15 protein-coding genes are annotated in these 22507 nt (G+C 57.5%); 11 read left to right on the top strand and 4 right to left on the bottom strand.

What is annotated here, in order from left to right; translation table 11 throughout:
* Positions 1-6: 6 nt before the first annotated feature.
* Positions 7-843, bottom strand: a complete 837-nt coding sequence (locus tag HWX89_RS22565; protein ID WP_178340874.1) for an alginate lyase family protein — start codon at positions 841-843, stop codon at positions 7-9.
* A gap of 743 nt (positions 844-1586) precedes the next feature.
* On the opposite strand from HWX89_RS22565, the gene HWX89_RS22560 reads away from it, so the two are divergent.
* The 5 genes from HWX89_RS22560 to HWX89_RS22540 all read left to right on the top strand — a co-directional run bounded on the left by HWX89_RS22560 (position 1587) and on the right by HWX89_RS22540 (position 11518).
* Positions 1587-2927 carry a nucleotide sugar dehydrogenase gene (locus HWX89_RS22560; RefSeq protein WP_138791359.1) on the top strand — a complete coding sequence of 447 codons (1341 nt, stop codon included), beginning with the start codon at positions 1587-1589 and terminating at the stop codon, positions 2925-2927.
* Between the two features lie 56 nt (positions 2928-2983).
* Complete coding sequence (locus HWX89_RS22555) at positions 2984-4579, top strand: mannose-1-phosphate guanylyltransferase (protein WP_138791358.1); 1596 nt, start codon at positions 2984-2986, stop codon at positions 4577-4579.
* 124 nt (positions 4580-4703) lie between these two features.
* A complete protein-coding gene (locus HWX89_RS22550; RefSeq protein ID WP_138791357.1) occupies positions 4704-6479 on the top strand; it encodes a type I secretion system permease/ATPase in 1776 nt (591 codons plus the stop codon).
* Positions 6476-7789, top strand: coding sequence for an HlyD family type I secretion periplasmic adaptor subunit (locus HWX89_RS22545; RefSeq protein ID WP_138791356.1), 1314 nt, complete (start codon positions 6476-6478; stop codon positions 7787-7789). Before HWX89_RS22550 ends, HWX89_RS22545 begins: the two co-directional genes overlap by 4 nt.
* Positions 7790-7870: 81 nt before the next feature.
* Positions 7871-11518, top strand: a complete 3648-nt coding sequence (locus HWX89_RS22540) for a cadherin-like domain-containing protein (RefSeq protein WP_138791355.1) — start codon at positions 7871-7873, stop codon at positions 11516-11518.
* A 23-nt stretch (positions 11519-11541) separates the two neighbouring features.
* Here the strand turns inward: HWX89_RS22540 and HWX89_RS22535 are convergent, their stop codons facing one another.
* Both HWX89_RS22535 and mprF read right to left on the bottom strand, forming a co-directional pair.
* A complete protein-coding gene (locus tag HWX89_RS22535) occupies positions 11542-12912 on the bottom strand; it encodes a virulence factor family protein (protein WP_138791354.1) in 1371 nt (456 codons plus the stop codon).
* Positions 12909-15509, bottom strand: a complete 2601-nt coding sequence (gene mprF / locus HWX89_RS22530) for a bifunctional lysylphosphatidylglycerol flippase/synthetase MprF (protein ID WP_138791353.1) — start codon at positions 15507-15509, stop codon at positions 12909-12911. Before mprF ends, HWX89_RS22535 begins: the two co-directional genes overlap by 4 nt.
* Before the next feature lie 280 nt (positions 15510-15789).
* Between mprF and HWX89_RS22525 the strand changes: the two genes are divergently transcribed.
* Positions 15790-16083 carry a hypothetical protein gene (locus tag HWX89_RS22525; protein ID WP_138791352.1) on the top strand — a complete coding sequence of 98 codons (294 nt, stop codon included), beginning with the start codon at positions 15790-15792 and terminating at the stop codon, positions 16081-16083.
* A gap of 62 nt (positions 16084-16145) precedes the next feature.
* On the opposite strand, the gene HWX89_RS22520 is transcribed toward HWX89_RS22525, so the two are convergent.
* Positions 16146-17186 carry a dipeptidase gene (locus HWX89_RS22520; protein WP_138791351.1) on the bottom strand — a complete coding sequence of 347 codons (1041 nt, stop codon included), beginning with the start codon at positions 17184-17186 and terminating at the stop codon, positions 16146-16148.
* Between the two features lie 238 nt (positions 17187-17424).
* On the opposite strand from HWX89_RS22520, the gene HWX89_RS22515 reads away from it, so the two are divergent.
* The 5 genes from HWX89_RS22515 to HWX89_RS22495 are packed head-to-tail and all read left to right on the top strand — an operon-like array spanning position 17425 to position 22503.
* Complete coding sequence (locus tag HWX89_RS22515) at positions 17425-19017, top strand: ABC transporter substrate-binding protein (protein WP_138791350.1); 1593 nt, start codon at positions 17425-17427, stop codon at positions 19015-19017.
* Positions 19018-19019: 2 nt separating this feature from the next.
* Complete coding sequence (locus HWX89_RS22510; RefSeq protein WP_178340898.1) at positions 19020-20033, top strand: ABC transporter permease; 1014 nt, start codon at positions 19020-19022, stop codon at positions 20031-20033.
* On the top strand, positions 20030-20932 hold the full coding sequence (nikC, locus tag HWX89_RS22505) for a nickel transporter permease (RefSeq protein WP_138791348.1): 903 nt from the start codon (positions 20030-20032) through the stop codon (positions 20930-20932). Before HWX89_RS22510 ends, nikC begins: the two co-directional genes overlap by 4 nt.
* Positions 20933-20935: 3 nt before the next feature.
* Complete coding sequence (locus tag HWX89_RS22500) at positions 20936-21766, top strand: ABC transporter ATP-binding protein (RefSeq protein WP_138791347.1); 831 nt, start codon at positions 20936-20938, stop codon at positions 21764-21766.
* On the top strand, positions 21763-22503 hold the full coding sequence (locus HWX89_RS22495; protein WP_138791346.1) for an ABC transporter ATP-binding protein: 741 nt from the start codon (positions 21763-21765) through the stop codon (positions 22501-22503). The genes HWX89_RS22500 and HWX89_RS22495 overlap by 4 nt, the downstream gene beginning before the upstream one ends.
* Positions 22504-22507: the final 4 nt, after the last annotated feature.

Genomic DNA, 22507 nt, shown 5'->3' with positions numbered 1-22507 from the left:
GTCGCGTCATCCTTCCCGCAGTTTGCGTGTCAGCGTTTCCAGCCGCAAATGGCTTGGATAGGTCTCCTCGCGTGGCGGCTCGGTTTGGTGTTTTGTCGTCGCAGCCTCAAACAACGCGGCATCATGGATACCATTCAACGTCGCATTTTCCAGTCTCTGCAGCGATCCGGAGCAGATGTCATCGAGCGGCTGACCAATTTTTCTCAAGGCGACATACGTGCCCGCCAAGGGACGAAATGCGTAGAGATGGTAATTGCGGGCGAGAGCGCCCCGTTGCATTTCAAGTGGCAGAGTCCCGTCTTCCGTTACCTGGCAGACTCCGATGCGATAGGATTGGCGCGCCCACTCGATCTTGGCTTGGTCCCCACTCAGGCTGCCGATGGAGGCAAGAGCAAGCGCTGCCCAATAACGATGATTGTTGCGGGCACTCTTGGGCCCGGCCTCGTTGTCGAAAAACAGCATCGTGTCGTCCGCCATCCGGCTCAGCCATTGAACAACAACGTCTTGCTTTTCGCGATCAGCGGTAACATCCCAGGCTGCGATCAATCCGGATATCTCGGCGAGCACACGCCCGCGCGTCAGATTGGCGTCAGCGGTCGTGGCATCGGTCAGCGCTTGCGACGTGGCCCATTGAACCAGAACACGCATCGCGCAGTCAGCTCCAAAGCGTGTTTCGATGGTTTCAAGCTCAAGAATGGAGCGCCAGATCGGCTTGAATACGGCGATGTGCGAGACGTTTTCGCCTTCAGCGTCTCCGGTCAGCCCGGTCGTGCGATATTTCGATATCGTTGCAATTTTTCTGGGTGGCGTTTCGATTTGAGAAATGGCGACACCACAGTTCATATCCCTGGTTTTTGCACCGCTCGCGACCGCAGGACCTCCGGACCTTTCCAGTTTCACCTGGACGGTGGGGAGCGTTTGAGGTGCGGCGCTGTCATTTAAGGTTTTGTCGACTGCAACACTTCGGGCTGAATCATTGTCAACGCCCAGCATGGGCAAGCTGAACAGAAAGGATGCAGAAAAGGCAATCAACGCAAAACGCAACACGGCTCACTTCCCGACAACGGTAGGTGAACATTGAAGCAAATCGAAGGAAACGTCGGGTTAATGCTACAGGCCGGGTGATGCCTGAAAGCAACGGTCCATGAAATTGTTTGAAGTATTGTTTAAGTTTCGTAAAGTTTTTGTATTTCTTTTCAAATATTAATTGACTGTAATAATCGCTTCCTGTTTAATATATTTGTAATTAATTGGGCGCCGATAAGAATTTGCGTTTGTCGCCCGTGATTTTTGCTTTGCATGTATATTTTTTTGAATTGGGCGATTGCCGGTTTTTAGGCAGATGCCGTGTTTCGTGCAGCTTAAGATACATTTTTACGCTCTTGCGCATGTCGCCGTTTTCTCCCTGGAGTTCGGACAGGCGCCCCAGAAAATATAATTTCATATGCTGCGGCCTCATCGGGCCCGATCTTGCCATGCCTTTCGAGCTTTACCTCTTTCCATGCTGGAAGGGGTTTGCCTTTTGAATTCGCAGAATTTTTTTCAAGTTTTTTGAGTGTCCTGCTTAGCCGCTTTCGGGGGTTCATATGACCAAAATTGATATTAACGTCAGTGCAATGGGTCTTAGGGTCAGTGTTTTCGGGGCCGGTTATGTGGGCTGTGTTTCAGCCGCATGTCTGAGCAACGACGGTTTCCGTGTTGTTGCGGTTGATCCCGATAGCTTCAAGGTTTCGTGCCTTGCCCGTGGCGAGGCGCCGATTATCGAGCCCGACCTTGCCGAGTTTCTGGAAAAAGCCAATCTGAACGGCATGCTGACGGCGACGACCTCGGCGGAAGACGCTGTCGAAAACACAAACGTGTCGCTCTGCTGCGTCGGTACACCCAGCCTTCTCGACGGCACGCTGAACACAGACTACGTTCGTCAGGTTTCGGTCGAGATCGGCCGCGCCTTGCGCCGCAAGACCGAATTCCACGTTGTTGTCATGCGTTCCACAATTCTACCTGGAACGATGGAGGAAATTGTCATTCCGGCGCTTGAGGAAGCGTCTGGAAAGATTGCCGGGGTGGACTTCGGCGTGGCCTATTATCCTGAATTCCTGCGTGAGAGCTCGGCGATCGCGGATTATTACAAGCCTGGCGCCATTGTTTTCGGTCAATACGGCGACGATACGCGCTCTATCGATGTTCTCAAGGCAATGGTCGCGCATATCAGCGTTGTCCCGCATGTCATTCCCATGCGTAGCGCCGAAATTGTCAAATACGTCAACAACTGCTGGCATGCGGTGAAAATCAGCTTCGCCAACGAGGTTGGTAATCTCTGCAAGGCGAAAGGCATCGACAGTCATGTCGTCATGGATGTTGTCTGCGCCGATACGCATCTGAACATTTCCAAGGCGTATATGAAGCCTGGATTTGCCTATGGCGGCTCATGCCTGCCGAAGGACTTGCGTGCGCTTTCGGCCTTCGGACGCCGGATGAATGTTGCGACGCCGATGCTCGATGCCGCAAAGGCGGCAAACCAGGTCCAGATTGATCGCGCCAAGCAGCTGATCAATGACGCGCGCAAGGATCGCATTGGCTTTATCGGTATCACCTTCAAGACCGATACCGATGACATGCGGGAGAGCCCGATGCTGAGCCTTGTCGAGAATTTCATCGGCAACGGCAAAGACGTTTCGATCTTTGATCCAAACGTCGTGCAAGATGAAAGTGAAGGCCGCAACTATCTTCGCCATATTGCTCCGCGTGTACGCCCATCAATCAATGATGTCATTGATAATGCAGATATCGTCGTGGTCGGTCACAAATATGCCGGTCTGACGGGCGCGATCGAAGCGGCCGGTAAACCGCTGGTGGTCGTGGATCTGGCACGCGTCGAAGTGCCCAACAGAAGTGGCCAGATCGTTTATCACGGCCTTTGCTGGTGAGGCCGTCAGGCCTCCCATTTTTATAAAATATATTTTATGAGTTATGAGGAAGCGACATGCGTCAGGTTTTGACCGCTGTTTCAGAGGAAAATATCCGGATCGTTCCTGCCATCATGATCGGCGGTTCCGGCACGCGGCTTTGGCCTCTGTCCCGCTCGAACAAACCGAAGCAGTTTCTCACGCTGGGTGGTGACGGGCAGGACAGCTTTTTCCAGCAGGCGCTGCGTCGTTTTGCTGTGCCTGGTTACAGTCTGCCGTGGCTGATGTGTGCACGTGACACATTGGTTCATGCGGAAGAGCAGGTCGCCAGCGGTGGATTTGCCGTTGATGGGCTTATCGTCGAACCGTCGATGCAGGGCACTGCGGCAGCGATCGCGGCGCTGACGGTCACCATTTCACGGATGGATGCGGCAGGAAGCAATGCCGTGCTGCTCGTGGCACCTTCCGACCACATCATCGCGGAACCTGCATTGTTCAACAAGACAGTGGCAGCCGCATTGCCTGTCGCACGTTTTGCCGACCGCATCGTGACTTTCGGTATCAAACCGGAGCATCCCGAGACGGGTTTCGGTTACATACGTCCTGGTGAGGCGCTCGAAATTGACGGTGAGGTCAGAGGGTACGCCATCAGCGCCGGAGACTTTCTGGAAAAACCGTCGCTCGAGAATGCAAAACGTTACGTCGAGGAAGGGTTCTGCTGGAACGCCGGCATCTTCATGTTCCGGGCTGGCGTCATGCTGGAAGAGTTGGCGCGGCATGCGCCCGAAACCCTGCAGGCGGCTGAGGAGGCGTTTGAAAAAGCCACCGTCGATATGTTCGCCGACGTACCGGCCGTGATGCTCGAAGAATTGGCGTTTCGTGCAGCCCCTGCGGATATTCCTGTCGATACGGCGATCATGGAGAGGACTGCGCGTGGCGCGGTTGTGCGGTGCGAGGGTATCGGTTGGTCTGATATTGGTTCTCTTTCGGCCCTGCATGAAATCGATCGCAACAAGGACGAAAACGGCAATGCCTTGTCCGGACCGGTGGTGTCGATTGGCTCCAGCAACACGCTTGCCTATGCCCGCGGTGGCAGGAAGGTTGTGCTGATCGGGCTGGAAGACCTGATCGTAATCGACGATGACGATGCGGTACTGGTCGCCAAGATGTCACAGGCCCAGAAGGTCAAGGATGCCGTCAATCTGCTCAAGCAGAACAAGATGCCGGAATCGCGTGCCACACGCGAACAGCTTTATGGCTGGGGCAAGGTGCGGCTGCTGAGTGATCAGGGTGATCTCTCGGTGTTCACAGTCACCTTGCGCAGCAACGCCATGATCGCGTTGCGCGTTCCTGAGGGATATTGGGAGAACTGGGCGATATCGTCGGGCAAAATCGATATCATACGCAATGGTTTCGTACGCCATCTGGTGCCGATGGCCAGCATTGCGCCGAGCGAAGGTGAGGTCCTGTCGCTTTACAACGGTGCTGCAAAAGAAAGCACGATTGTCGTCACCCGTCAGCGCAGTTCCGAGCGGAACTTGGCTGTCGCACCGAAAGCCATCACCGCAGACACGCTTCTCGACATCATTTCCGTCGAAGCGGACCTGCCAGTCTTCGATCTCAACATGGTGCCGGACAGCACTCTCGATGACGAGCCCCATCCCGCCAACTGAGAATGGCGTGGTGCTGACAATGGCATGGGCGCGCCTGGCTTTGGGCTGACGCTTTCATGCGGCTCTGCTTGCGACGCACCGGCCACTGTAGAATTTCGTGTAATAACAGATCAGGCGAATGAGTATGCCCAAAGACGGCGCGTTTTATCGTCAGACGGGTGGGGGACATGCCCGCACCCCGCTCCTGCATCAGGCGTTTGCCCGGTGCAGGAGCGGGTTTGTGGTCGTTGCCATTGTCAGCGGTTTCATCAATCTGCTGTACCTGACGAGCCCGTTTTTCATGTTGCAGGTCTATGACCGCATCATCCCGAGCGGCAGCATCGAGTCGCTGATTGCACTGTCTCTGCTGGCCGGATTATTGTTCGTCTGCCAGGGGGCGTTCGAAATCGTCAGAAGCCGAATGCTGTCGCGTCTCGGCGGTCTGTTTGAAGTCACTCTTGATCAGATCCTTTACCGCCGATCGCTGCTTGCATGTGGCAAGCCGGAACTAGTTTCGGCAAGCGACGATCTTGATACGGTGCGTGGTTTTCTCTCCGGGCCCGGTCCATCGGCGCTCTTTGATCTTCCGTGGCTGCCTGTCTATCTCGCCATCTGCTTTCTGCTGCATCCGGTCATCGGTTATGTGGCGCTGGCGGGTGTGGTGGTGTTGATGGTGCTGACGGCACTTGCGCATGTCGGTCTGCAGCAATCGCAGCGTGACCTGGCAGCGCTGACAACGATGCGTCGGGCCTTTTCCGATTCTGTCCGTCTGAATTTCGGGGTGTTCAAGGCCATGGGCATGACGGCCGACGTTGCGGAGCGGTGGGCCGTTTACAATGCGGCGTTTCGTCGGTCTGGGACACGCCATGCAGACGTTGCCAACGGCTACGCGACAATGACCAAAATCTTCCGTGTTGCCTTGCAGTCTGGGGTTCTGGCGACCGGGGCTGTTCTTGTCATCCGGGGCGATGCGTCTGGCGGTATTATTCTTGCGTCATCGATCCTGACGTCACGAGCGCTGGCACCGGTTGAATCGGCCATTGTTCATTGGCGGAGTTTTGCTGCGGCAAGGCACAGTTGGCTTCGCCTCAAAATCGTCGTTGGGGATGTCGCGGACCAGTCGAACGCCATGGAATTGCCGTTGCCATCACGCACCGTCGCGCTTGAAGCTGTCTCAAGCGCCCCACCGGGTGCCGAAAAGCCTGTCATATCCGATATCGGTTTTTCGTTGACTGCGGGTATGGTTCTCGGGGTTATCGGCCACAGCGGTTCCGGCAAAACCGTGCTTGCCCGTCTGCTGCTTGGTATCTGGCCAATCTGCGCTGGAACCCTGCGTTTTGACGGAGCAACGATCGATCAGTGGGACGTTGACCGGTTTGGTCGCCACATGGGTTATCTCCCGCAGGAGGTCGGATTGTTCGGGGGAACCATAGCTCAGAATATTGCCCGTTTCCGCAAGGAGATTTCGTCTGCAGAGGTCATTGCAGCGGCACGCGCGGCGGGTGTGCACGATCTCATTCTGCAATTGCCTGACGGGTACGACACGCAGATCGATCCGCTGTTTACGGTGCTTTCTGCCGGTCAGCGCCAGCGCATTGCTCTGGCGCGTGCGCTATTTGGCGAGCCATTCCTTGTCGTTCTCGATGAACCGAATGCCAATCTCGATGCCGAAGGGGAAGAGGCGCTGTCTCGTGCCATCAACGGCATCAAGGCACGTGGGGGAATTGCCGTGGTGATCACCCACAGGCCCGGCATTCTCGCACAAGCGGACACGGTTCTGGTCATGAACGAGGGTAAGATGGCAGCCTTTGGCCCGCGTGAAGTGATCATGGGGCAGGTTGTTCGTCGGGAACCGGCGGCCCACGCCGGAAAAGTTCTGAAAGTTGTCGGGGCGACAGGCAAGCTGGAGATGCGGCGATGAGCGAAGAGCTTTCAGCCGCCTTCTGGCGGCGTTCCATCCGCCGTCACATCGCCATTGTCATCGGGCTTGGCCTTGCACTGTTCGGTGGCGTTGGTGGCTGGGCGGCAACGACGAAGCTGGCGGGAGCCGTCAACGGTCAGGGTTTCATCGTCATCGAGAACAACGTTAAAAAAGTGCAGCACCTGAGCGGCGGGACAGTTTCGGAACTGCTGGTGCACGAAGGAAGTGAGGTTGCTGCTGGAGATGTGCTGTTGCGCCTCAGCCGTACGACTGTCGAGGCAAACCTGGCGATCATAGAAAATGCGCTGGTGCAGTTTCTGGTGCGTGCGGCCAGGCTCAAAGCAGAGCTTGCCGGCGGGGAGACCTTCGAGCCCGATTTTCTTGCACAGAAAGGGTTGGCCAGACCCGCCTATGGTCAGCTTGTCTTGCTGGAGCGCAATCTGCTTGAAACAAGGCGGGATGGCCTTGAAGGCATGAAGCGGCAACTCGGCGAACGCAAAGGACAGCTTGCCGACGAGATCAATGGTGAAAACGTGCAGATCGATGCCTTGAAGGCGTCGATTGCAGCGGTCGATGAGGAGTTTTCCTCTGTCGAAGGGCTGTATCGGCAACAGCTTGTCACATTGCAACGCCTGACATCACTCAAGCAACGCCGTGCCGAACTGCAGGGGAATCTTGGCGAAAGGCTGGCATCGAGAGCGCAGGCCGAGGGTCGCATCAGCGAAGTAGAGCTGCAAATTCTCCAGCTCGATGAGAACCGGCGCGGGGAGAACGCCAAGGATCTTGCCGAGACCGAGGCGAAGATCGCTGAGATGGAAGCGCGACGTATCGAGGTGATCGAACAGTTCGGACGGCTGGATATTCGTTCGCCGGTCAGTGGCCGCATTTTTGAGCTGGCGCTGCATACCGTTGGCGGTGTTGTCCTGCCGGGAGAAACCTTGATGCTCGTTGCACCACGCGACGATGGCCTGATGGTGGAAGCAAAGATTTCACCGCGCAACATCGACCAGGTGGAGCCGGGCCAGAAAGCCGAGCTGCATTTTACCGCATTTGACCGCACGACCACACCAAAGGTGAACGGCGAAATCGTGTCCGTTTCGCCGGATGTGCTGACCGATCAGAGAACGGGGCAGCCGTTTTATGCGGTTCGGATCAGGCCGGAGACAAAGAGCTTAGAGGGGCTGGGAGGCCTGAAGCTTTATCCGGGAATGCCGGCAGAGGTATTGATGCCAGCGGCGGAAAGGCGGGTGATTTCCTACCTCGTCAAGCCGCTGACGGATCAGCTCAATCATGTTTTCAGGGAGGACTGAGCCGGGACTGGAGACATCAGTTCCGACCGGTACCAGACAAGGCAGTCAGTTTAACGAAAAGGCGTTTGCCCGGAGGGGACCATGGCAGTCATTCAGTTTATCGCATTCATGGGTCAATCGAATGCCGACAACATGTTCAACCTTTATGGGGACAACGATTCCGGTGCTTCGGTCCTTGCTGCCGACCTGTCGTCCTATCTTGGTTCCGGTGGGGCTTCGGCATCGACACTGAAAACAGTGATCCAGGGCACGGGAACGTCGTCAAAATTTGCGACTGCCAACAACGTGGTCGTGCAGGATTTCGCCAAGGGGGCAAGTGGCGTCGATGGTAATGCCTCTGATGCACCTGGATCAGACCTTCTTTGGTGGTATCCTGACACGAATACACCCGGATCGCTCGCTGTCGCCGCGATACAGGGGATCAATGCTTCGATCGCCGCGCTGGAGGCGCAAGGTTATACGGTAGAATTGAAAATCGTCTGGGCGCAGGGAGAGGCTGATGCCAAGCGCATCATGGACGGTACGAGCGACGTCGAGACCTACAAGGAAGCGACGGTTGAGGTACTGGACTATATCCGTGCGCAGACCGATCCTTCTGCACCCGTTTTCATTCAGGAAGTCGCCGACACCGCCTATACCGGCTCGGACGCCCGCTGGAACGGCGGGCAGGACATCGTGCGGGAGGCGCAGCGCGAAATCGCGGCCAGTCGCGACGACATCTATATCGGTTCGATTACCGAGGATCTGCCGCTGAAGGATCAGGTCCATACCGATAACGAATCCTACGAAGTGGTCGGCGGTCGACTCGCAAATTACATCGCTTACACGGAGGGGCTCACTGGTACCATTTCCGGGCCACGTCCCTCACCAGACCCGGATGAGGTGATGGAGCCTGGCGATACAGCGCCGGTTGCCGTCGCCGACAGCCACATTACCGTTACAGAAAACCGGACAACGGTAAGCAGTACCTTCAATCTGCTCGCCAATGACAGCGATGTGGACGGAGATGCCCTGCGGGTAACGCAGGCGACTTACGGGTCCAAGGCAACGGCCATTCAGATGACGGAAACCGCCGTGGCCAGCAAATACGGCACGTTTTACATAAGCCCGAACGGCAGCTATTATTACAAGGTGGACCCGACATTGGCTGCCACCAATGCGATTGGCGCGGGGCAGACAGCCGAAGATACTCTGTCCTATCGCATTTCGGACGGACGCGGCGGCACAGCAAGCGCTGTCGTGACAGTGAAGATCACCGGTTTGAACGACGCTCCGACGGCAGTTGCCGACACGGCCTCGGTTGTCAAAACCGTTTCGGGCAACGGAAATCTGCTGACCAATGATCTTGATCCGGATGCGGGCGATGCACTTTCGGTGCTATCCGCCAACGCGACGGGAGGCACGACGCAGAGTGTAACGGCCAGCGGAACCACCCTTGTCGGGAGCTATGGATCACTGATCCTGAAAAGCGATGGAAGCTGGGTCTACCAACCAAATCAGAGCAACCCCGCGGTTGCGGCACTTTCCGGCTCCGCTTCTTTGTCGGAGGTCTTCACCTATACCGTCCGTGATGCTGCTGGTCTCCAGTCTTCCGCATCGTTGACGGTTTCCGTTCGCGCCTCGTCTACCGGCGGCGAACCCGAGCCGACGATCAGCGGAACGGCGGGAGCCGATACGCTACGTGGTACCGCGGGCGCTGACGTCATTGCAGGTCTTGGGGGGAACGACACGATCAAGGGGCTCACCGGAGACGATATTCTGATCGGTGGCGATGGGAATGACTATCTGGAGGGCAATGAGGGCAACGATCGGCTGATTGGCGGCGCCGGCGTCGATACGCTGAAAGGTGGCGCGGGTACGGATACCTTCGTCATCAACAGCATGAGCGAGATAGGCGACATCGTTTCCGACTTTCGATCCGACGACTTCTTCGATCTTTCCGGTATTCTGGCAATGCCTACGGGCACGACCGGCGCAAATGCCTTTGCGTCGGGCTACATTCGCGTCACGCAGTCGGGTGCCGACACGCTTGTCGAGGTTGATGTGGACGGTTCTGCTGGTCCCGGTGCCTTTGCGACGGTTGCGACCCTGAGCGCGATTACGGCTTCGAGCGTGAAGGCAGCGCAATTCATTGTCACACCCTCGGCTCCGTCCGGGCCTGCCAATACCGCGCCAACTGCGACCGGTGACCTCAAAACGGTTGCGGAAGACGGTCCGGGCAACACGGCGTCGGGTAATCTCCTGACCAATGATCAGGACAGTGATGGGGATGTCTTGTCGGTTGCCTCGATCGTGGTCAAGGGCGTCACCTATTCCCTCGGCTCAGCGCAAACCATTCAGACCAATTATGGCGCGCTGACGATTGCGGCGAACGGTGCATATAGCTTTACGCCATCTGCGACCAACCCGGTCGTCAACGCACTCTATTTCGACAATCTGGTCGAGAGCTTCGAATACACCATCTCGGATGGTCGCGGTGGTACGGCCAAGGCGAGCCTGACGGTTACGATTGCTGGCAGCAACGATGCGCCAGTAGCCATCAATGACAGCGGCACGGTGGCCGCCAATGCCAGCGCCAGCGGCAACGTCGTCACCAACGATTCAGATCCTGATACCGGCGATTTCATGGCTGTGACACGGGTGGTGCATGGTTCGTCGAGTGTTATCGTCACCGAGAACGATACACAGTTGACAGGTACCTATGGCCTGTTGGTCATTGATCCCGACGGAAGCTATCGCTACGTCCCGAATGCATCCAATCCGGCGGTTTCAGGACTTTCGGGTAGCTCCACCCTGACCGAAACCTTCAGTTACACCATTCGTGATGAAACCGGGCTGCAATCGACGGCCAATCTGGTGTTCACGATCAAGGGAACCAACCATGCGCCCGTTGCCGCTGACGATGCGGCCATGGCCACCGCTGGTGCGACCAATGCGACTGGAACGGTACTCGGCAACGATAGTGACGTCGATACCGGCGATACATTGTCCGTTCTGTCTGCCAGCGGCACTGGCGCCGCCGTCAACGTCACGGCAGCAGGCACTACGATAACCGGCAGTTTTGGAACGCTTGTTCTCAAAGCGGATGGAAGCTGGAGTTACGATGTGGACGAAAGCAACCCTTCGGTTGCCGGCCTTTCTGAAAGCTCCAGTCTGACTGATAATTTCCAATACACGATCCGTGACAGCCAGGGTGCGACGGCGACGGCAACTTTGGCCCTGACAGTCAAAGGGGCTCCGGCCAGCAGCGGGCCCGGATATGGTACGCCGACCATCGTGGGCACTGACGCAAACGAAACGATTTCCGGCCTGGCAGGCAACGATATCATCGAAGGACGAGGCGGCAACGACGTCATCAAGGGCAGGTTGGGTGATGACGTGCTTGTTGGTGGTGCTGGCAACGATACGATGGAGGGCAATGAAGGCAACGACGTGCTCTATGGCGGAACTGGCAACGACCGTATGAAAGGTGGGGCAGGGGCGGATGCCTTCTGGTTCAGCAGCGGCCACGGCGCCGATATCGTGGATCAGTTGCGTGCCGACGATACACTTGTGTTCAGCAGCGACCTTTTTGCATCCAAGGCTGCTTTGCTGGCCGCAGTGACGGTGGTTTCGGCAAACGAACTCTTTGTCGCAACGCCGGATGGCGGCTCGATCCAGTTCCTTGATACGACGCTCAGCGATCTGCAGAAAAGCGGTTTCGTCGTGTCAGACGGCCTGTTCGCGTAGTCTTGCCGCCGACTGTCACATCGTCACTTCGGCAACCGCGTTCTGAGCGCGGTAAGGATGCGCCTGGCAAGCGCCTCGTAATCCTCGTCGAAGTGATGTCCGCCCTCGATGCCGAGAGTTTCAACGCCCTGCGCTTTCAGGCGAGGGCAGGGGTCATCTTCCTCTTCTTCGGTTCCGTAGATGCATTGAACAAGTTTCGGGTCGATCTTGGCGATATCGTCGATGGTCTTGCCGCCTTTGCCCTCACCGGACATGCCAAGCCATCCCCCGACCGAAATCTCGAAATCGACTTCGTCGGAAAGGCCCATCAGGGTTAGCTGCACGACGTGCGACTTGTCGCGATCCGGTAGCAGATTAAAGGTTGCTGGCAGGATATCCGCGCCGAAAGAGTAACCGATCAGCAGCACATTCCGCACCTTCCATTCCTTGCGGTAGGTATCGATGACGCGGCCGAGATCGCTGGCGATCTCTTCCGGTTTCTTTTCCTTCCAGAAATAGCGCAGCGAATCGACGCCGATGACGGGAACACCTTCCTTCTGCAATGCGCCGCCCACTTCCTCGTCCAGGTCGCGCCAGCCACCGTCGCCGGAATAGATGATCGCCATCGTATCCATCACGGGTTTGGTTTCCAGTACGGTGATCGGCAGGCCAAGCGGCGAACCGGAATCGCCCGCGGCGTCGATCTCATCGGACAGGGATTGCGCCAACACGTCGGCGGCCTTGTCGGTTACATCCTCGACGTCGATATCAGGATGCGACTTCAACAGGTCGTTGACATGGTCGCGACCCTTCTGATCCGCCTCTGGCGTAAAGGATACGCTGACAGGAGCAGGCAGAGCGCCATCGGTCAGGCCGTAAACGGTCTCATTGCCGACCTTGTCTTTGCTCGCCGGTGTGCAGAGGATTTTCTGGAGCGGCAGACCTGCCTTGGGATCGACGGCGATTGCTTCACGAACGGTCGAAGGCGGGCTTTGGGCAATCATTGCCAGCGCGAGCGTTCCGCCTTCGCCGATCCCCGTCACAATCGGAAGCTTGTAGCTGCTTGTGCCAGCCGTGCGCTGGATCTGCTGAGACAAGGATTCGATATCCGAGATCATGTAGATGCATTCGTCTTCGTCGGCTTCGAGCGCCTTGATATAGTCGCGAAAGTCGATACCGACCACGGCTGCGCCTTTTTCGACCAGCGCCTTGGCACGTGCCTCATCGGCATCGGTCCAGCCATTGGCATCCGAGATCAGGAAGATGCTGGCAAGGATGTCGCCATCGGGCACCATAATGTGATCGGCCGGGATCATTCCGGTCTCATAAGCCGGTTTGTCCTGCGAAAAAGCCATGCTCGGGAAAAGAAGGGCAACGGCTGCAAGTGCCCATTTCAGCGGGATGGTTTTTCTCATTTGCCAATCACTCCTCTGACCCCTCCACTGATGAGAACGGTGACGTCCATCAGTGCCAGCGCGGCATCGGCGCCATTTTGCACAGCAAGATAGCGTGGTTCCCACTTCGGGTGAAACTTGGATTTGAAGGCGCGCAGACCCTTGAAGTTGTAAAAGCGCTCGCCGTGCTCAAACAGCGTTCCGCCGATGCGGTCCCAGACCGGTGCGATATCGCGCTTCGACATGCCTGACATGGGCGCCATGCCGAGGTTGAAGCTTTCGTAACCGGCTTCGCGCAGATGTTGCATGATACTGACGAACAGGAAATCCATCGAGCCGCGCGGCGCGTCGACCGAAAAACGCATGAGATCGATGGTGGCCTCTTTCTTCGTGTCCGTCACCATGACGTTGGCAAAGGCCGTAATCTTTCCGTCTTTTCGCAACACGGCGACAGGTTGCGACAGAATGTAGTCAGGTTCGAAAGCGCCAAGCGAGAAACGCTTTTCACGCGTGTTGTGGTGCGTCAGCCATCCGTCGGAAACCTGTTTCAGTTCGTCGAGAATATCCGGGACCTGCGGCGGATCGATGACCTCGAAACTCAGCCCGTCGCGCGCGCCGCGGCTGAGCGACTGCCGCAGATTGGCGAGCTTTCCCCCCTTCAATTCGAAGGCCGTCAGGTTGACCAGAGCAAGTTCCCCGAGCTTGAAGGCTCGCAGGCCCGCATCGGCGCAATGCGACAGAAGCGATGGGGAAATCTGATAAAAGGCGGCGCGTGCACCGGCTGAGCGGGCAGCTTCGACAAATTCCCAGACGAGATCGGGAAAGTCCTCTTCATCGCCGACCGGGTCAGTAAAGGCAATCCACGAGCGGCCCTGAATGCCGTACATGATGAAGGCGTTTCCGGTCTCCGAAAACATCACGTGCTTGTCGCCCATGCGCACCAGATTGGCATCGGCTTCGTCCTGCTGCATGACGATACTGGTCGCTTTCACGATGTCATCCGCCTGGATGGCATCCGGCTTGTAGCGGACCGGGCGCATGAGACTGAAGATCGCGATGGTCGAAGAGGCCAGAACCAGACCCAATACGGCACGCAATCCGCGCGGCGCTTCCTCTGAGAACTCGAACTGCCACCACAATGCGTGGCTGTAGTCGGTGTCGCGATAGACAAAGAGCAGGATCGTGGCTGCGCCGGCGACGATCACAGTCATGGCGCCGAGCCAGCTTGGCCCCAGCGCCTGTTTGATGAGCGATGCGTGCCGGTTGAAGCTGCGCATGTTGGCGACAAGTGCCGCGATGAAGATGCCGAGGAAAGCCGCTTCGAAGACGGCGATGGCCTTGAGAAGTGAAAATACGAGGGCGGCAGAAGCCGCTACGAGTGCAATCCACCATGCTCCATCAAGGCGCTGACCCAGGCCGCGCGATGAAACGACCAGGATGAGGCCCATGATGCTTGTCAGGAAGTGGGCGGCTTCGATGATCGGCAGGGGGACAAAATTCGCAAGGAAATCGAGGTTGCTGTCCGGCGTGGGCGTAACACTCGAGAAGATCAGCATGGCGCCGAGGAGCATTGCATAGGCGGAAAGCAAGGGCGGAGCGAGCCTGACGGCAAGCTGGCCGATATCCGAGACGAGCGGCCTGGCTGCGAACTGCTTCATTTCGGAAGCGATCATCACCAGAATGGCGACGACCAGCGGCAGGACGTGGTAGATGACACGGTAGAGGACGAGACTGCCCAGCAGTTGATCAATGCTGATGGCATTGCCGAGACCGGCAACCATCACGGTCTCGAAAACGCCAAGGCCCGCCGGAACGTGGCTGAGCACGCCGAGACCGACTGCGGTCGCGTAGATTGCAAAAAATGTCGGCCAACCGAGGTGGGTTTCCGGCAAAAGCACGTAGAGAACGGATGCCGACGCTGCAATATCCAGGGCCGAGACAAGAAACTGGCGTGAGGAGGTGCGGCTGTCTGGAAGGCGCAAGCGCCAGCTTCCCAAACGAATGGCTTTGCCGTTGCGGCCGAAATAGGCGCCAAGCACCAGAATGGCGATGATGGCAAGTGCCGCAGCGCGCAACACAGCAGCATCGACATTGATGATTGCGGCAATTCGCGGTGCGACGATGAATGTTGAAATGGCACTGACGGATAGCAGACCAAGCCCGAAAGAGAGGGTGACGAAGGCAATGACACGGGCGATTTCACCCGGGGAAAGGCCCAGTCGCGAATAGGCGCGGAAGCGGATAGCTCCCCCACTCAGGGGGCCGAAACCTGCCGTATTGCCAATGGCATAAGCGGCGAAGGCCGTTGCTGCCATGGAATGGAACGGAACTTTTCTGCCAATATATTCAATGGCATTGGCATCATACCAGATCAGTGCCAGGAAACTGAGCGCCGTAAAGAGGATTGCCAGCAGGATCGAGGTGATCGATGTCCCCATCAACGCCGCGATCACGTCGTCATAGCGGACCTCAGATGTGAGCTGATAGATCGCGACGGTCATCATCACGAAGATCAGCGTAATTGCCGCTGCCGTGATGTAGGGGCGATGTCTGGCAAAAAAGCCTTCAGCTTCTGCTTCAGCTGTTTCGGTCTGCGCTACTTCGCTCTTGTCTGCCATGTTGCCCTGCTTGCCGGCGCCGATGTGATGACTGGCGAACCACAGGATTGTGTCGCCATTTCGGTGTCATTCGGGAAATGTGATTAGCAGAAACGCGTAAACTGTCGATGTGTACTTTGGGCTTGGTTTTTAAGGGATTTCGCCAGATTGAGCGATAAAAAGCAACCAGGAGATGCGCGTTTTTTGCCATTGTCCCAAACTGTGCAAAATTAAACGTGCTGGTTGCTTGGTGGTGTTGTTTGATGCGACTACACGCTCCTTTCAGTTGAAGGAGATGCTTATGAACATGCCCACAAGAATCGTGATTTCACTCGTTGTTGCCGTTGTCGCCGGCGGTGGTTTCATGACGTACGACAAGATGCGGGGAGCGGAATGGGTTGTTTCGCCACAGCAGATTGCCGATGCAAAGGCCAGCGGGCAGACCGGATATGAATCGAGCCCCGGCACTGTCACCGTCCTGCCGATCCGCAGCGAGACGGCGGATGCATTGCCGCTCAAGTGGGCGATGTTCGCCCTGGTTGGCGGCCTTCTCGCGTTTCGCGCAACGGGCAAAAAGAAAGCGGCAAAGGCTTGAGCCTTGCCGCCCTTGTCTCCGGCGCATCTGCGCCGGAGCAATTGAGATTAACCTCGGGCGTCTTAAGCGCCCCAGGTTTTTTCCAGCACGCGAACCCAGTTGCCGTGGCAAATCTTGGCAAGGGCGTCATCGTCATAACCACTGTTGCGTAACGCCTTGACCAGCAGTTGCAGATCGCCAGCGTCCTTCATTGATGCCGGGATTGTCGTGCCGTCGAAATCCGAACCAAGTGCAACGTGATCGATACCGATGCGGTTGGCGATATAATCGACATGGCGCACCAGTTCGCCAAGATCGGTATCCGGGTTTTTCACACCGTCCTGACGCAGGAAAAGAACACCGAAGTTGATGCCGGCAAGTCCGCCCGTATCGCGGATCGCATCGAGTTGGCGGTCGGTCAGATTACGGCTGTGATTGCACAGAGCATAGGCGTTCGAATGGGACGCCACGAGTGGTGCGTCGGTGATCTTTGCGATGTCCCAGAAGCCCTGCTCGTTCATGTGCGACAGGTCGACCATGATCTTCAGTTCATTGCAGGTCTTGATCAGCCGCTTGCCGGTCTCCGTCAGGCCAGGGCCAATATCCGGGGTGGAAGGGAAGCGGAACGGAACGCCGTAGGCGAAGATGTTCGGGCGGCTCCAGACCGGGCCAAGGGTACGCAGGCCAGCCTGGTGCAGAACGTAGAGCGCATCCAGATCACCGGCGATCGCTTCGGCGCCCTCGATATGGAAGACCGATGCGAATGCACCGGTTGCCATGGCGTCGCGAATATCTGCGGCAGTCCGGCAGACCTTCAGCGCGCCGTTGGACTTCTTCTCGGCACGGAACAACAGGCTCGCCATGGAGAGTGTCGCGGCAAGCGCATCGCACTGCTCAGGTGCGAGAAAATCGCCATTTGCATCTTTTTCCATGCTGGGCGAGGGAACATAGATTGCGCAGAGGCCACCCGCCAGACCGCCCTTTTTCGCACGCGGAAGATCGATATGGCCAACGGTGTCACCGTCCACCAGAAGCGTCTCCGGCGACGGATTGCCTGAGCGCCACAATCTCAGCAGCACATCGTTATGTCCGTCGAATACGGGAATGGCCGTTTCGCTTGTCATGTTCGCATCACCCTGGAAAATTTCGGAAGCAAAGGAAGTGGAGATGCCAGCGTTGTCTGCCTTCGCGGGCGAAATTTCAAGGTGCGAGCAGATGCAATCCCTGCATAGGGCCTGCCAAATTTGGAATTGGTGTGGCCTCAATCCGTCGTGGTAATCGCGAAAAAAAGAAAAATAACGACTGGATTGGGGCAAAGCTCCGATCTTTTTCTCGATAATAGGTCCGAAAGGGGATTTTCTGATGATTTCTAGACGCAACCTGCTGATCGCTGGCGCTGCAGTACCATTCCTGTCCTATGCCCGCCTGTCCTTCGCTGACACGCCAAAGGACATTCTCGTTGTCGCGCAGCAGCTGGACAACATGACGAGCCTCGATCCGCATGAAGGTTTCGAAGCCGTTGGTGGCGAAATCATCAGCAACATGTACCAGAAGCTGGTGCGCGCCAACCGTGAAGATTCCACCAAGGTCGATCCGGTGATCGCAAGCGCGTGGGAAGCCGATGCTGACAGCAAGGTCTTCACCTTCACGATCGGTGAAGAGGCAACCTTCTCCAGCGGTGCAAAGGTTACGGCTGAGGACGTCGCGTTCTCGCTGCAGCGCGCCATCAAGATGAACAAGAGCCCGGCCTTCATCATCAGCCAGTTTGGTTTCACACCTGACAACGCCGAAACCACCATCGTTGCCACTGACGCCAAGACTGTGAAGCTGACGACTGCCCAGCCGACGGCAATCTCCTTCCTGCTGTACTGCCTGTCGGCCAATATCGGTGCGATCGTCGAAAAGAAGGCTGTACTCGAGAACGCCAACGGCGAAGACCTCGGCAATGGCTGGCTGCAGAAGAACAGCGCCGGTTCTGGCGATTTCATGCTGCAGTCCTGGAAGCCGAGCGAGAGCGTGGCTTTGACGCTCAATCCAAATGGCCCGTACAAGGGCAACCTCAAGCGCATCATCCTGCGTCACGTGACGGACCCGTCCTCGCAGCTTCTGATGCTGCAGAAGGGTGATATCGATATTGCGCGCGACCTGACGTCCGAGCAGCTTCGCACCGTTCAGAACGATGAAAACATCGTGCTTGAGCGCAAGAGCATCGCATCGCTGGTTCTGATTTCGCTGAACCAGGGCAACGAAAACCTTGCGAAGCCGCAGGTCTGGCAGGCCATCAAGTGGGCGCTGGACTACAAGGGCATGCAGGAAAACATCGTGCCGCTGACCCATGAAGTTCACCAGAGCTTCGAGCCGAAGGGCTTCCCGGGCGCCGTCAACGACGTTCCGTACCAGCGCGATGTCGAGAAGGCCAAGGCTCTGATGGCGGAAGCCGGTCTTGCCGATGGTTTCGAGATCAGCATGGATCACTATTCCGCGCAGCCTTACCCGGATCTGGCGCAGGCCATCCAGGCAAACCTCGCCGATATCGGCATCAAGGTGCGTCTGCAGTCGGCTGAAAACCGTCAGGTTCTGACCAAGATGCGTGCGCGCGAGCACCAGATGGCTCTGTCTGCCTGGGGTACCGACTACTTCGATCCGCATTCCAATGCTGATGTTTTCAACATCAACAAGAACAATGCCGACGATGCCAAGTCGAAGCCGTTCCTGTGGCGCTCGCGCTTCAAGAATGACGATTTCGCCGCCAAGGCTGAAGCTGCCCGCGACGAGAAGGATCCGGCAAAGCGCGTCGAGCTTTATGAAGCCCTGCAGCGCGACCACATGGAAAACAGCCCCTTCGTGTTCATGTTCCAGACAACGAAGACGGCAGCTTTCCGCAAGGGCGTTTCCGGTTTCGAACTCGGCGTTCTGTCCGAGGGAAATTCCTACCACGATGCGAAGAAAGCGTGACATTGAACAAGCGCGTTAAAAGCATATCGTCGACACTGAGCAGCGTCATTCTGACGCTGTTCGGTTTGATGGTCATCACCTTCATGATCGGGCGCGTCATGCCCGTCGATCCCGTGATTGCGGCGGTCGGCGACAACGCGCCCGAGGATGTCATTGTGCGGGTCCGGGCCGAAATGGGCCTCGATCAGCCGCTGGTCGTCCAATTCTTCCACTATGTTTCGCAGGTTCTGCACGGCGATTTCGGCAACTCCATTCTGACCCGCAACCCGGTCTGGGTGGATATTACCCGCGTGTTCCCCGCCACCTTCGAGCTCGCCACGGCTGCGCTTATCATTGCGGCGCTGATCGGCATTCCGCTCGGTGTCTGGGCCGCCGTTCGTCAGGGCAAGCTGACCGATCAGGTCATCCGCGTCGTCTGTCTGGCCGGTCACTCCGTGCCGGTCTTCATGCTGGCCCTGATCTCGCTGCTGGTGTTTTACGCAACGCTTGGCGTTGCGCCGGGACCTGGCCGGCAAGACATCATTTTCGACGGGATGATCGATCCGGTTACCGGGCTGCTGAGCGTCGATACGTTGCTGGCTGGCGATTGGGATGCGTTCTACGACGCCATCGCCCACATGGTGCAGCCGGTCTGCATTCTTGCCTATTTCAGCATGGCCTATATCACCCGCATGACGCGCGCCTTCATGATCGATGCGCTGAAAGGTGAATATGTCATCACCGCCCGCGCCAAGGGGCTCTCGGCTTTGACCGTCATCTGGGGACATGCGTTCCCGACGGTTGCCGTGCAGCTCGTCACGGTTCTTGCGCTCACCTATGCCGGCCTTCTCGAAGGCGCTGTGGTCACCGAAACCGTGTTCAGCTGGCCTGGGCTTGGCCAATACCTCACCGTGTCGCTTATGAACGCAGACATGAACCCTGTCGTCGGGGCAACCCTGTTGATCGGCCTCATCTATGTCGCCCTCAACCTGCTCGCAGACGTACTTTACCGAGTAATGGACCCGCGCGTTCGATGATGCTTGCTACTTTCAGAAACTGGGCACTCGATGAGACGCCGCATTCCCGTCGCCAAGCGGCGTGGGGAAACCGCTATCGCATCTGGCTCAGCCTCAAATCCAATCCATTGGCGGTGATCGGACTGACGATCATTCTGCTGTTCATCGTGCTGTCGCTGCTTGCGCCGGTGCTCGCACCCTACGATCCGGCGACGCAGAGCCTCGGCAATCGCCTTGCGTTCCCAAGCGCCGAACACTGGTTCGGTACGGATGAGCTTGGACGCGATATTCTCTCGCGCATCCTTTACGGCGGTCGCGTGACGCTCGGCATGGTTATCGCCGTTGTCGTTCTCGTGGCGCCGATCGGATTGGCGATCGGCTGTATCGCCGGTTATTTCGGTGGTGTCGTCGATACCGTGCTGATGCGCGTGACGGACGTCTTCCTGGCGTTCCCCCGTCTCATCCTGGCGCTGGCTTTCGTTGCGGCTCTGAAGCCCGGTGTCGAAAGCGCTATCCTGGCGATTGCACTGACCGCCTGGCCGCCCTATGCGCGTCTGGCGCGTGCCGAGACCATGACGGTTCGCGGCAGCGACTTCGTTGCGGCCTACCGCCTGACCGGTGCCTCGGCCTGGCGCATCATTGCCCGCCATATCGCGCCGCTCTGCGTGCCGAGCCTGATCGTGCGCATCACGCTCGACATGAGTTCGATCATCATCACGGCCGCCAGCCTTGGCTTCCTCGGCATGGGTGCGCAGCCACCGTCTCCGGAGTGGGGTGCGATGATTGCTACCGCCAAGCGCTTTATCTTTGAGCAATGGTGGGTCGCCACCATTCCAGGTATTGCCATCTTCCTCGTTTCGCTTGCCTTCAACTTCCTCGGCGATGGCTTGCGCGATGTGCTCGACCCGAAGGGACAATGAGCCATGCTGGTCGAAATTGAAAACCTGAAAATCGCGTTTCAGACCCGCACCAGTCGCTTCGAGGCGGTGCGTGGTGTGTCCATGAAACTCGGCACGGAAAAGCTTGGTATCGTCGGTGAATCCGGTTCCGGCAAGAGTCTGACGGCGCGTGCGCTGATGAAGCTTTTGCCACCAATTGCCGATATCAAGGCGGACAAGCTTTCCTTCGATGGTATCGACGTTTTGTCGGCCAGCGAAAAGCAGATGCGCCAGATCCGCGGCAAGCGCGCAGGCTTCATTCTGCAGGACCCGAAATATTCGCTCAATCCGGTCAAGACGATCGGCACGCAGGTTGCTGAAGCCTGGCGGACCCATAAGGGTGGCAGCAAGCGTGCGGCGATGGAAGCGGCGATCGGGCTTCTGGATCAGGTGAAGATCCGCAATCCGCGTCAGGTCGCTGGTTCCTACGCGCATGAAGTCTCCGGTGGCATGGGCCAGCGCGTCATGATCGCCATGATGCTGGCGCCCGATCCGGAGCTTCTGATCGCCGACGAGCCGACCAGTGCGCTCGACGCCACGGTACAGGCGGAAATTCTGCGTCTGATCGAGGAACTGGTGTCGGAACGCGGCATGGGCCTCATCCTCATCAGCCATGACCTGCCGCTCGTCTCGCATTTTTGCGACCGTGTTGCGGTGATGTATTCCGGCCGCGTGATGGAAGAGTTGAAGGCTTCGGAACTTCTGAAGGCCGAACATCCCTACACAAAGGGTCTGTTGAACTGCATTCCCTCGCTGACGCATCCGCGCGAGCGTCTTCCCGTTCTCAACCGTGATGCAGCGTGGTCCAGCCAATGATTGATGTCGAAAATCTGCGTATCAAGTTCGGCGACCGCGAAGTGGTCAAGGGCGTTTCCTTTTCCGTGGAAAAGGGCGGCAGCTTTGGCATCGTTGGTGAGAGCGGCTCGGGCAAGTCCACGATCCTGCGTGCCATGGCGGGTCTGAATGAAAGCTGGGAAGGTCGTATCGCCTTCGGCGGCAAGGATGCACCGTTGAAGCGCACGCCGGAATTTTTCCGGCAGGTGCAGATGGTGTTCCAGGACCCCTATGGTTCGTTGCATCCACGCCAGACCATTGACCGTATCCTGAGCGAGCTTCCGCTGGTTCACGGCATGGACAATATCGAAAAGCGCATCCAGCAAGCCTTGTCGGACGTGGCTTTGCCGCAGGCCGTACGTTTCCGCTTTCCTCACCAGCTTTCCGGTGGCCAGCGTCAGCGTGTCGCGATTGCCCGTGCGCTGATCGCTGATCCCGAGGTCCTGCTGCTCGATGAACCAACATCGGCGCTCGACGTTTCGGTGCAGGCGGAAATCCTCAACCTGCTGTCGGATTTGCGTGCGGCCAGAAACCTCACCTATATCCTCGTCAGCCACAATCTCGCGGTTATCGCGCATCTTTGCCCGCAGGTGGGTGTGATGCTGAACGGCGAGATGGTGGAGCAGTTGAGCGCGGAAGATCTGCGTGAAGGCCGGACGAAACATGAGCATACGGCTGAATTGCGCAGCCTCAGCATAAGATTGGAAGAGCCGGCTTGATGCC

The sequence above is a fragment of the Rhizobium sp. RM genome (genome assembly GCF_013390595.1).
Taxonomy (GTDB): domain Bacteria; phylum Pseudomonadota; class Alphaproteobacteria; order Rhizobiales; family Rhizobiaceae; genus Agrobacterium.
This window is presented reverse-complemented; position numbering and strand designations above follow the sequence as displayed.

Bases quoted from the DNA above. Each gene is read 5' to 3' on its own strand.
- HWX89_RS22535 (WP_138791354.1), bottom strand. From the start codon at position 12,912: ATGAGAAAAACCATCCCGCTGAAATGGGCACTTGCAGCCGTTGCCCTT.
- HWX89_RS22565 (WP_178340874.1), bottom strand. From the start codon at position 843: ATGAACTGTGGTGTCGCCATTTCTCAAATCGAAACGCCACCCAGAAAA.
- HWX89_RS22525 (WP_138791352.1), top strand. From the start codon at position 15,790: ATGAACATGCCCACAAGAATCGTGATTTCACTCGTTGTTGCCGTTGTC.
- HWX89_RS22500 (WP_138791347.1), top strand. From the start codon at position 20,936: ATGCTGGTCGAAATTGAAAACCTGAAAATCGCGTTTCAGACCCGCACC.
- HWX89_RS22560 (WP_138791359.1), top strand. From the start codon at position 1,587: ATGACCAAAATTGATATTAACGTCAGTGCAATGGGTCTTAGGGTCAGT.
- HWX89_RS22555 (WP_138791358.1), top strand. From the start codon at position 2,984: ATGCGTCAGGTTTTGACCGCTGTTTCAGAGGAAAATATCCGGATCGTT.
- HWX89_RS22545 (WP_138791356.1), top strand. From the start codon at position 6,476: ATGAGCGAAGAGCTTTCAGCCGCCTTCTGGCGGCGTTCCATCCGCCGT.
- HWX89_RS22515 (WP_138791350.1), top strand. From the start codon at position 17,425: ATGATTTCTAGACGCAACCTGCTGATCGCTGGCGCTGCAGTACCATTC.
- HWX89_RS22540 (WP_138791355.1), top strand. From the start codon at position 7,871: ATGGCAGTCATTCAGTTTATCGCATTCATGGGTCAATCGAATGCCGAC.
- nikC (WP_138791348.1), top strand. From the start codon at position 20,030: ATGATGCTTGCTACTTTCAGAAACTGGGCACTCGATGAGACGCCGCAT.
- mprF (WP_138791353.1), bottom strand. From the start codon at position 15,509: ATGGCAGACAAGAGCGAAGTAGCGCAGACCGAAACAGCTGAAGCAGAA.
- HWX89_RS22550 (WP_138791357.1), top strand. From the start codon at position 4,704: ATGCCCAAAGACGGCGCGTTTTATCGTCAGACGGGTGGGGGACATGCC.
- HWX89_RS22495 (WP_138791346.1), top strand. From the start codon at position 21,763: ATGATTGATGTCGAAAATCTGCGTATCAAGTTCGGCGACCGCGAAGTG.
- HWX89_RS22520 (WP_138791351.1), bottom strand. From the start codon at position 17,186: ATGACAAGCGAAACGGCCATTCCCGTATTCGACGGACATAACGATGTG.